This is a genomic window from Photobacterium malacitanum (genome assembly GCF_900185615.1).
GTDB classification, from domain to species: Bacteria; Pseudomonadota; Gammaproteobacteria; order Enterobacterales; family Vibrionaceae; genus Photobacterium; species Photobacterium malacitanum.
The window spans coordinates 1-9865 of the sequence record NZ_FYAK01000021.1; the positions used below are offsets into that span (position 1 = coordinate 1).

13 protein-coding genes are annotated in these 9865 nt (G+C 35.0%); 10 read left to right on the forward strand and 3 right to left on the reverse strand.

All coding sequences use genetic code 11. The features are described 5' to 3' along the window. The first annotated feature begins 546 nt into the window (after positions 1–546). The 6 genes from PMAL9190_RS19465 (at position 547) to PMAL9190_RS19490 (ending at position 4245) form a co-directional block, all read left to right on the forward strand. Entirely contained in the window at positions 547–783 is a 237-nt protein-coding gene (locus PMAL9190_RS19465) for a hypothetical protein (protein ID WP_087846923.1), read from the forward strand. A gap of 10 nt (positions 784–793) precedes the next feature. Then, on the forward strand, positions 794–1267 hold the full coding sequence (locus PMAL9190_RS19470) for a hypothetical protein (RefSeq protein WP_087846924.1): 474 nt from the start codon (positions 794–796) through the stop codon (positions 1265–1267). A 162-nt stretch (positions 1268–1429) separates the two neighbouring features. After that, positions 1430–2551: a hypothetical protein gene (locus tag PMAL9190_RS19475; protein ID WP_087846925.1), complete on the forward strand. Its 1122-nt coding sequence runs from the start codon at positions 1430–1432 to the stop codon at positions 2549–2551. A 231-nt stretch (positions 2552–2782) separates the two neighbouring features. After that, complete coding sequence (locus PMAL9190_RS19480) at positions 2783–2974, forward strand: hypothetical protein (RefSeq protein ID WP_087846926.1); 192 nt, start codon at positions 2783–2785, stop codon at positions 2972–2974. Between the two features lie 396 nt (positions 2975–3370). After that, positions 3371–3886, forward strand: a complete 516-nt coding sequence (locus tag PMAL9190_RS19485) for a ParA family protein (protein WP_045040930.1) — start codon at positions 3371–3373, stop codon at positions 3884–3886. Beyond that, positions 3883–4245: a hypothetical protein gene (locus tag PMAL9190_RS19490; protein ID WP_087846928.1), complete on the forward strand. Its 363-nt coding sequence runs from the start codon at positions 3883–3885 to the stop codon at positions 4243–4245. Before PMAL9190_RS19485 ends, PMAL9190_RS19490 begins: the two co-directional genes overlap by 4 nt. Before the next feature lie 1051 nt (positions 4246–5296). Here PMAL9190_RS19490 and PMAL9190_RS19495 read toward each other — a convergent pair. The 3 genes from PMAL9190_RS19495 to PMAL9190_RS19505 are packed head-to-tail and all read right to left on the reverse strand — an operon-like array spanning position 5297 to position 6868. Beyond that, positions 5297–5752, reverse strand: coding sequence for a hypothetical protein (locus tag PMAL9190_RS19495; protein ID WP_087846929.1), 456 nt, complete (start codon positions 5750–5752; stop codon positions 5297–5299). Next, positions 5749–6645, reverse strand: coding sequence for a site-specific integrase (locus tag PMAL9190_RS19500; RefSeq protein ID WP_087846931.1), 897 nt, complete (start codon positions 6643–6645; stop codon positions 5749–5751). Before PMAL9190_RS19500 ends, PMAL9190_RS19495 begins: the two co-directional genes overlap by 4 nt. Further along, positions 6638–6868 carry a hypothetical protein gene (locus PMAL9190_RS19505; protein ID WP_087846933.1) on the reverse strand — a complete coding sequence of 77 codons (231 nt, stop codon included), beginning with the start codon at positions 6866–6868 and terminating at the stop codon, positions 6638–6640. Before PMAL9190_RS19505 ends, PMAL9190_RS19500 begins: the two co-directional genes overlap by 8 nt. Before the next feature lie 775 nt (positions 6869–7643). On the opposite strand from PMAL9190_RS19505, the gene PMAL9190_RS19510 reads away from it, so the two are divergent. The 4 genes from PMAL9190_RS19510 (at position 7644) to PMAL9190_RS19525 (ending at position 9791) form a co-directional block, all read left to right on the forward strand. Beyond that, positions 7644–8192, forward strand: a complete 549-nt coding sequence (locus PMAL9190_RS19510) for a hypothetical protein (protein ID WP_087846935.1) — start codon at positions 7644–7646, stop codon at positions 8190–8192. A 347-nt stretch (positions 8193–8539) separates the two neighbouring features. After that, on the forward strand, positions 8540–8923 hold the full coding sequence (locus tag PMAL9190_RS19515; protein ID WP_087846937.1) for a toxin-antitoxin system TumE family protein: 384 nt from the start codon (positions 8540–8542) through the stop codon (positions 8921–8923). A 32-nt stretch (positions 8924–8955) separates the two neighbouring features. Next, positions 8956–9339, forward strand: coding sequence for an HVO_A0114 family putative DNA-binding protein (locus PMAL9190_RS19520; protein ID WP_087846938.1), 384 nt, complete (start codon positions 8956–8958; stop codon positions 9337–9339). 236 nt (positions 9340–9575) lie between these two features. Next, entirely contained in the window at positions 9576–9791 is a 216-nt protein-coding gene (locus PMAL9190_RS19525) for a hypothetical protein (protein ID WP_087846940.1), read from the forward strand. Positions 9792–9865 lie beyond the last annotated feature (74 nt).

Sequence of the window (9865 nt, forward strand, 5' to 3'; positions counted from 1 at the left end):
AATTTAAGCCATATGTTAAGCAAGACAAACCATATTTAGCTAATCCGATTTAGTTGTCATTTTTATAATATAAAGTGTGTGTCACGAACTACAATAAGAGGTCGCTTAGGCGGCCTTTGTTGTATCTAGACGTTACCACGTATCGGATCGCATTAGATGGATACTGTTAAATACAGCCGTTTCTAACTCAAAGTCATACTACGAGCTGAATGATTAGTCTTTGTGGTCTTAAAATCGTTTTTAGAGGCTATTTGACGGATATTTTGGTCATATCAGATTGATAAGTGATTTATGGCAAGATGGATTGATGAAAACGGACAGATTTAAAATAAATCTATTTCTAGGGGTTTTGCCTAAATTTAGATTTATTTTAAATCTAAGGCATAAGGTCGCTAATGGCGACCTTTGTTTCATCTGGACGTTATCGCGTATCGGATTACATAATATTCAACATATTACATAATTTAACGTTTTTTTGCTTCTTAGTTTTACTAAGTTAACCATATAATCATTATGGCTATAGTTGCTTATTAAATCGAGATGATTATGATTTGTTCAGAAGAAGAATTACAACCAAAGTGTCCTATTTGTGCCGCTCAACCTGTTCATACTGATGAGCAGCAAAAGTTTATGATATGTAAAAAATGTGGTCATAAAGAAAATTTTAATGATTTTATGGAAGAGTATGAAGCTAAATTATTTAATGAGGTAACTAACTCTTTTTCTCAATCATTTGAACATGCGTTTAAAGAAAATAAACACATTAGATTTACAAAGAAATGAAGAGGTATAAGTGGAGATAACAATTAATAATATATGCGCTATTGTAACTGTTTTTTTAGCAGGTTTTTCTTTGTGGCAAAGCATAAAAGTTCATAATAAACAGAAAGGCTTAGCGAGAGAATTAGGTTCATTGCAAAAGGAACTTACAGCTCTAGATTTAAAGAATGCAAAAGAGCGTGAAATGAATAAAGAAAAGGCAGAGTTTACTGCTCGATTTGTAACTTATGGTAATGGTAAACAGTTAGTTATTACGAATACAGGATCTTCTCAAGCTAGGAATGTAAGAATTGATTTTGGTGAGGGAGCTAATTTTGTAATTCAATCAAATATTGAAGAGTATTTCCCATGCAATCTTGATAGTTCTGAATCTGTTAAATTACATGCAACAACTTCACTAGGTCATAGGGAAGTTAGAGAACAATTCGTATTATCATGGATGGATAACATTGGCGGCGGACGAAAAGAGTTTAGCGTTCAATATTGATAATAAACATAGTATTAAAAGACCGTCCAGATAGGTGGTTTATTTGTATTTAGACGTTATTCGGTATCAGTTTGTGTTCGATTCATACTGATAAAGACACTGTTTTTTTAGGCCACAATAAGACTACAAATAATTTTGTAAACTAATATATTGAGATTCATAATGACAATAACTATTTACTCTAGAAAATTTAAGCGTGAGCTTGATGCTAGACAATTAAAAAGTCTTTTTTTTGATAGTAATGAAAATCAAAAGTTAAGCTTTAAAGAGTTTATTAAAGCAGATATAGAATGTCCTATATGCAATGTAACAGGTGGTCATTATGTTTCAGAAGGAAGTTCACAATTAACAGGAAAGGTCGTAAAACAAGCACATTTTGCTTTTCGTGATAATCAAGGAAACGACACACACCTTCAATTTTGTGATTTCTATACAGGTATTGATAAAATAAATTCAGTGTCTAACGATGGACGCGTAAATTTCATGCGCTCAGGCACTGAAGTCACTGGGTTAATTGGATTTATGGTTTGCGCAGGAATAGAAGGCAAAATATTCTCTCAGCAGGACATAAGGAATATGAGACAATGGTTTTTAGATTTAAGAAAGCAAGGTGCGTTTATATTTAATCTTAATCCGCATATTCTTAATATTGCCAAAGCTTCATTGATTAGAAATAAAAGAAATAAAAACGCATATGTTTTCGATATAAAAGAATCTGAAAATGAGTGGTTCGATATTGATAATGAAGTATATCAATCATTATATTTTAAATTTCCATTCTTAAAAATAGATACCTCAGAAAACAAAGAGTTATATGACATTAGATTAAAGGGTGTAACTAAGAAAAGCATAAGTATTATTCGAAAAGATTCTGGTGTTACTACATTTGATAGAACTATTCTTGCTGAAGAATATATTCGAGCAACACGTATAGCATTAATCATTAGAGATTCTAACCCTCGATTAAAGAAGTTACTTGGAAGTTCTATTAGTAGGGTGAGAGAAAATAATCCATTGATAGCTTTAGCCGCCCTTTTGTTGTTTATTTCAAACTGGGATGAATCAGAAGCAAAAAAAAACATAAATGAGATATTAAAAATAAAATCAGTTATCAACGATACTGCTGGTAATATTATTGGTCTGAATCCATTTATTCATTATAAATCATGGGTTTTGGTTAAAGCGTTACACGATTTACAATTAAACACAGATATCAAAATAGATTTTGATGCAGAGTTTAATTTAGAGAAAGAAAGGTTAATCAATCTGTACTATCCCAAATAATATTAATCCAATTCACTTGTCTTTCCCATTTTTAAATATCTTCACTTGTTAGTACGCATAAATAGATTTACTGTTAAATGACCGCCCATCGAGGCGGTCTTTTTGTATATGGACGTTACGGTGTATCGGATCGCTTTAGATGCATACTTTTAAATAGAGCCTATTAGCTAAATGCTTTACAGTAAAAAATTCATACCATAGAGATTATCTTTATTACATGGATTGTGTTGAATGAATTTCTTTAAAGTAACACCAAAAGATATCAACCTTATTGATGCATTAGCAAAATGTATTGAACAAAATGCAGGATCAGTCGTTAATATTAATCAAGGATGTTCAAGTGATAAAGTAATGATGGGTAATGGGAGCACTAGCGTTAACCCCGTTAACATATTAACCCCCAAAAGGGGGTTAACATATTAACCCCCAAAAGGGGGTTAACATATTAACCCCCAAAAGGGGGTTAACATATTAACCCCCAAAAGGGGGTTAACATATTAACCCCCCAAAAGGGGTTAACATATTAACCCCTTTTGGGGTTAACATTAGCGGTTCATCCTCGAGGGTACGGGGAACACTATAAATTTATTCTATTGATTTATAAAAATAGTTTTGTTGATGCACATAAAATTTGTGATGTTAAATACTAACAATTTAAGAGGTCGCTTAGGCGGCCTTTGTTGTATCTGGACAAATATACGTGATGTTAAATTAATACCTACCAGAGGGGGTTTTTAGCTTTTATTCTTTTTTTAATTCAGTAATGGTTGTACTATAAGTACATACTTCTAGTGTTTTGAATGAAAAAGGTTAAAAAACGTGCATATCATATTTTTCAATAGTAAAGGTGGAGTTTCTAAATCCACTCTTTGTGAGTATACCGCTCAAGAACTACAGAGATTAGGCTATTCAGTTAATGTGGATAATACCGATCAACAACAACATGTAACACTTATTGAAAACGAAAATGCTGATTATTTTGTTTACGATACAGCAGGAGCATTCACTTCTGATAACGTTGAATTACTTCAAGCAGCTGTAGACGTAAAATCCTTGATAATCGTACCGTTAAATACGGGTAAAAATGATCTTAAAGAAATTCCTTTTCTTGTAGCTAAACTTGATGAATTAGGTCTTAAAGATAAAACTCGTTTTGTATTTACTAAAACAAGAGTTAATAGCAAATCACTTTCTGAACGAAGATCAACACTTAAAGAGTTAGGGCTTTCATCTCTTAAGTGGGTTATGCCAATGCTTGAAGATTTTTCAGAGCAGCGAAATACAGCACGAACTCGTTCTGAAATATCAACATTTTTACATGAGGCCGTACTATGAGCTTGCTTAAAAAGAAAGCTATACAATCAGAAGAACGAGAACCATTAACAACCCATTCAGCTGTCATAGCTAAACAACAGAAGAAGACTCGTGAATATCAAAAGCAATTACGAGCTAAATATGCTGAGCACTGGAAAGCAGAGAAAACTATTATTGATTTAGCTGAAGGCGTTGAGCTTAGTGCTTATATTAACGAACATACCGATAATATGTCTGATAACCGTTGTGGTATTCACTCTATGAAAATTAATCCGTATGAGCTAGCTGTTATTAAGAAAGCTATGGAGATAAAGGAAAGCCGATCAAGTCGTGAGTTATTTATTGAATATTGTAAAACGATTACTAAAAGTACACACTAAAAGTACATATCTTTAGTATGTACTTGTTTATTTTTGAATGTAAAAACTAGCCGTCTTGAAGTTATTACATTGTTTTTTATAACTTAAATTTAATATAACATGCTGAATTATATAATTATTATTAAGTTTTAATTGTATGGTGTTGAGGTGGCTTGATAGAAATGAAAGTGTGTTTCACTTTTATACCAATGATAGGAAAAAGTCGATCTGTGCGTCTTTTTCTGTGCAGTAATGGAAAAATCAAACAATGAATAACAATTGATACATCGTATTTTTACGGTATTTTAATCATTGCGATCTTAAGCGATTAGCCGTAACCTAATGCCCAGATGTGAAAAAACCTAGCTTGCAGGCTAGGTTTATTCGGAATACTTAAAACGATTTTCGAAGCTCGTTAAGTCCTATCATGATAGCTACATCATATTAGAACTGCAAGTATTCCCTCGACATCTCGTCAATTTGTTTATACCCACTACGACTGTAATCATTCGTGCTAGCACTGAGAGTCAGCTTCACAGCCACTCGATGAAGTGAGCGACCCTGTTAAAGGCGTAGGTAATGTTTCGGCAAATTGATTGAAGGTGAGAAGGAGGGAAGCCCCTGATTCGACCGTCACTGGCGATAAGGGATCTCAATCAACACACCAAACTCAAGTAACGCTGTCACTGATGCGAACAACTTATAGAGCACTGACCCTAGAAGGTTATCTCAGTTGTGGGCGACATGGTGACCGACCAGACGAGTGATTGACTCCAAACCATAGGGGTGTTCTGGTCACTGAAGCTGCATGGTTGTAGGCTTCAGGGGTGCAAAGGTCTTTACTCGGCTCATTACCGAATCAGACGTACTCGAAAAGCGGCATTCTTTAGTTCTTATATGGACTAAGGAAAGCTGCTGCTTTTCGAGGGATTCCTAATCTCCCTCTCTCACCCCGAATCAACATCTTCGCTTTTTGTTCAACGTTAACAAAATAAAAAAGCAGTCGCTTTAAGAAAACAGCGTTTACTCTGTTCTCGTTGTTAGATCTAAGAGCTGAGTTTTCCAAGAGAAGTTACTTACTTTCGTTAGTTTTTTGAAGGTGATTACCTAATTTTATTATTTTTGTTAAGGAAAGCGGTTTCCCTTCTAGCTGTATTTGATGTTTCGTTAAGAATGTTGTTATTGCTTTATGATCATTCTTTTTACGATCAAAGGCCGTTCTAATTAAATTATATTGTTTTAGTGTATCAGCGCATTTAGAACATTCTTGAATAGGCTCAATATGGTCTAAAGTATATTTCAGGTCATGACATTGATTCATAAAGCGAAGTTTTTCTTTTTCTTCCTCTTTGTATGCAATTTCGTAGTTATCTCTTTGTTGAGTTAATGATTCCAGATCTCTTATTAACATTTTAAGTTCAGATCTTAATTCTTCTATTGGTGCGGTTTTTATCCATCTTTGTTTTCTTTCTTGTTCGGATTTTCTTGTTTTTTCGTGCAATATCTCTAATTCTTCTTGAGTTATCATCGTAGATATACCTCTGTGATTTCTGGTCTAAAGTGTCCCATTTCTTGTGATACGACTTCTAATGCATGACTTCGACTCATTACGCTTTGTAATTCATTCATTCTCTCTTGGGCGTAAGTGTGTCTTAATCCATGTGCTCCTGTACTCCAATTGAGTGTTCTAATGGATGCAGCTGATACCGAGTTACTCCAATTTTTACCAAAGCCAATTGCGTAATGTTGTGTGTAATGTATTCCTCGATCTGTAACAGTGAGTGGTGTTTCTAATCGTTTATCCTCAAGACGCACAGATAAAGCATGAGGGATTAATACTTCTCGTATTAATCCACCTTTCCCATTGACCGTATAATGAACACCATCACGACCTAAAAACTTTTCATCTAACGCAGGCCGATCACTAGGAGGTTGTTCGTTAATTGGTTGCAATGTAATTAATTCATGAGCACGCAGTCCTGCGGCATAAGCAATTTCTGTTGAAAGACTATTTTTATCAGTCTGAGCTTGAGTAATTAAATTAACTTGCTCTGTGGTATAGGATCTGGAATTTAAAATTTGAGAGTGTTCGGATGGTATAACGGTTAAAGTGCTATCTTTAGGTAAGGTATGGGTAACATGGTGCATCATTGTTTGAAGTGCTTGTCGTTCCATATCTAAGGTTTTTTGTCCAACTTCAAGGGCTCTATCTGTGAGATATTGATGGACTTGTTTTGTTGTTAGATCTTTTAAACCACAGTTGAGATTAGTCTTTGCATATTGTGCGACTTTTGATAAAGACGACTCATAATTACGAACAGTTCCAACGCTTTTAAGAATAGAACCTTGTATCTGCATCATAATGTTAGCAGCTTGCCTGTCTGCAATTGATTTAAGATCACCGGTTGCAAATTTAGCCATGTTTTTCTATCCAGCGATAGACAGTTGAATGTACAACTTTAATACGATTATTCCGTAGAAATCGTTGTAATTCTGCAATCGTTGCGCCTGATTGATGCAACGATAATAATTCATATTTGAATTTATCTAACCGCGATTTTCGTTGGCTATAACACCGTTTTCTTATCGCTATTGTCTGCTTACGTAACGCTGAAAGTTCAGTGTTAACATCAAAATTTTCCATGTTTTACTTTCCTTGTAAGAACATACAACCTTAATAAATAAGGCAGCGACAACTGAATGCCTGTTCGCCACTTTCGAGATTTCTCTCAGGATTTGACTGTTCACTCCTAGCTTTAATGCAGCTAACAAGAACTAGAGCCGTTCTTGGCATCGCCCATGTTTCAGGGTTTGAACTAGAGTCGTTCTCGACATTGCCCATGTTTCAGGGTTTGAACTAGAGCCGTTCTCGGCATCGCCCATGTTTCAGGGTTTGAACTAGAGTCGTTCTCGACATTGCCCATATTTCAGGGTTTGAACTAACCGTTCTCGGTATGGTATTTCACACATCGTAGGATGTGGTTTTGTCCATTGAGCCGTAGGACTCGGACGGTAAACAAAATTAGTGTACGTTTTATGTGAGCGTTGTGGAATATAAAAATTGTATGTTTTTTGACCTTGCGTAGATTTGTTTGCGCGAAATTATATAAGTCATTGAATTATATGAGAGCCGCTATGTCCCTTAAAATGGGGCATAGCGGCTCAAAGCGTTGAGCCAAATTTGAGAGATGAGATATAAAACTCGACTCTCATCGCGCTTTGCGCGGGAGAGTTTATATCTCGTTGAGCAAATTTTTATGGGGGTATGCAGATTTAATGAATGGGCCTGAATGTTCAGGTTTAACAAATACTGACGCGCTTTGCTTGTCGGACTTTAATACCAGGAAACCAGCAGAGCTGGCCTCCTGGTATTTGCAGTCTAAAATTTTAAAAGGGAAATTTAACAAGACAGGCTGTAAATGAAGATAAAGTTTGTAGATGCAGAGAATGTTGGATTGAAAGCAATTGACGACATTCAATTATCCGCTGGCGATAAGGTGTATGTCTTTTCAAAAGCAGATGCCAAACGAATTAAACACGTTTGTCAGGATCATCATTTCATTCTTCTTTCTGGTTATCCGACAGGGGCAAATCAAGCTGATTTTTATATCGTGGCCCATCTTTCTAGAGTGTTAAGTACGTTGCCGAAAAATGAAGTAAAGAGATGTGTGTTTGAGCTTTATACAAAGGATAAAAATTTAATTAGTGCGTTTAAATTTCAGTGTAATTTGGATAGTGCCAAATATCGAATCTGTAACGATACAGAGAAGGTGATAGAGCATAATACCACCTCGAATACTAAGCGAATTTTTGATGCGCTTAGAACTGAAAGGCCGTTGAATCCAAAGCTTCAAGATAAACTCGGTTTATCTCAGTCTGAGTTCACAAGAGCTATTTCTGCCCTTATTAAAAATAAAAAGATTCAACGGTCGTTAAAGAGAAAAAAAAATTGGGTTCAATGTCATTAAATGGACGCTTAGCATTAAATCTTATGTGTAAGTGGTGTTTTTGATTTCAATAACACGGTTAACAAAATAACAACGTCACTTATCTCATGTTAATTATGAACAAAACCTATCAAAACACTGCTTATCCTGCCTATTTACCCTGAACGATGATCACGTAGTGCGCGTTAGATCCATTAAGTTAAATAGGGCTGTTTGGAAGATAAATATGTCTTTTAATTATTTTAGTTGTTAATCATATTGGAAAAATTACCGATCCTCCTTTACGTATAAACGGACCATAGTTATACTCTGGGTATAACTATGGTTATTGGATGTAACTATTTCCTCATGTTTTCTAGAGAATAAAAATGGACGAGCCAGATTTAGTAGGGTTAGACATGCTACTTGAGCTTCACGGGACTGAATGTCACCATGATGACCCTGATGGTTATTATTGGCGAATTGAAGCATGGAAAATTGAGAAAAATAAAGATCGCCCACATGGCTTATCTTATCGGCTCACACTGCACAATAATCATAATAAACGCATCATGGGCTATGATAATGCTCATCAGGTAAAGGCAACTAAACGTCATAAGATCACAGGGGTTAAAAAATCATACGATCATAAACATCGACACCCTTCAGATAAGGGTATTCCGTATGAATTTGAATCTCCAGCAAAGTTGATAGAAGATTTTTTTGCTTCAGTAGATGAAGTGTTAGAGCCACTTAGAAAAAAGAAATCTTAGCTATCATAACTCACGTATATAGGGTTTAAAATATGAAAGCACGTATTGGTGTAATGTCTGAAGAAATGCTACGCAAGCGTACTATTGCTATAGTAAAAGGTGAATATAAGCCTGCATCTGACGAGCCAAAAGTATGGTTCACTTCGCTTAATGCTGTAGCTCAACTTTTTTGTGATGAAAACCAAAGATTACTGCAAATTATTGATGAATACAGACCTGAAACAATTACTGAACTAGCTGAACTTACGGGACGTCAAAAAACAAACCTTTCAGAGACGCTAAAAAAATTAGCTACAAAAGGTTTTGTTAGATTGGAAAAACAAGGTAAAGCTGTTAGACCAATTGCGATTTTTACTAGTTGTGAAATCATTGTAGAAAATGCTTACGAATGTTCTACTGTAAAAGAAGCAGCCTAGTAACATTGATGAGATACAAAAATACCGTCCTTAGCGACGGTATTTTTGTATCTGGATATAACCATGAATCGGATCGCATTAAATAGGTCTGATTTTTTAAAATGTATCATATTGTTTTGAGAGCTAAGTGGCGTTTTTAACATAAGGAGCATAAAGAACACCTTGAAATGTATATTTCACCCCATACATCTATAGTAGGTGTAATGTTGCACTGCATTCTATTTGTTGGCTTTATTATGAAAGATTCCGAACATGTAAATTTTTCAGAAGATTATGAGTTAAATCGTCATCTTGAATTGGTAGGAAAATCGCAGTCGATTAATAACCGAGAGTACCTAAGAGAACATACAGGTCCAAGAGCTAAAAAAGAATTAGATAAAAGAGTCTTAACACATGCGGAATTTAAGCCATATGTTAAGCAAGACAAACCATATTTAGCTAATCCGATTTAGTTGTCATTTTTATAATATAAAGTGTGTGTCACGAACTACAATAAGAGGTCGCTTAGGCGGCCTTTGTTGTATCT

What these genes read in the sequence shown, in the direction of transcription:
- PMAL9190_RS19505 (WP_087846933.1), bottom strand. Translation starts at nt 6,868, where the DNA reads ATGGAAAATTTTGATGTTAACACTGAACTTTCAGCGTTACGTAAGCAG.
- PMAL9190_RS19500 (WP_087846931.1), bottom strand. Translation starts at nt 6,645, where the DNA reads ATGGCTAAATTTGCAACCGGTGATCTTAAATCAATTGCAGACAGGCAA.
- PMAL9190_RS19515 (WP_087846937.1), top strand. Translation starts at nt 8,540, where the DNA reads ATGGACGAGCCAGATTTAGTAGGGTTAGACATGCTACTTGAGCTTCAC.
- PMAL9190_RS19495 (WP_087846929.1), bottom strand. Translation starts at nt 5,752, where the DNA reads ATGATAACTCAAGAAGAATTAGAGATATTGCACGAAAAAACAAGAAAA.
- PMAL9190_RS19475 (WP_087846925.1), top strand. Translation starts at nt 1,430, where the DNA reads ATGACAATAACTATTTACTCTAGAAAATTTAAGCGTGAGCTTGATGCT.
- PMAL9190_RS19520 (WP_087846938.1), top strand. Translation starts at nt 8,956, where the DNA reads ATGAAAGCACGTATTGGTGTAATGTCTGAAGAAATGCTACGCAAGCGT.
- PMAL9190_RS19465 (WP_087846923.1), top strand. Translation starts at nt 547, where the DNA reads ATGATTTGTTCAGAAGAAGAATTACAACCAAAGTGTCCTATTTGTGCC.
- PMAL9190_RS19480 (WP_087846926.1), top strand. Translation starts at nt 2,783, where the DNA reads ATGAATTTCTTTAAAGTAACACCAAAAGATATCAACCTTATTGATGCA.
- PMAL9190_RS19525 (WP_087846940.1), top strand. Translation starts at nt 9,576, where the DNA reads ATGAAAGATTCCGAACATGTAAATTTTTCAGAAGATTATGAGTTAAAT.
- PMAL9190_RS19510 (WP_087846935.1), top strand. Translation starts at nt 7,644, where the DNA reads ATGAAGATAAAGTTTGTAGATGCAGAGAATGTTGGATTGAAAGCAATT.
- PMAL9190_RS19490 (WP_087846928.1), top strand. Translation starts at nt 3,883, where the DNA reads ATGAGCTTGCTTAAAAAGAAAGCTATACAATCAGAAGAACGAGAACCA.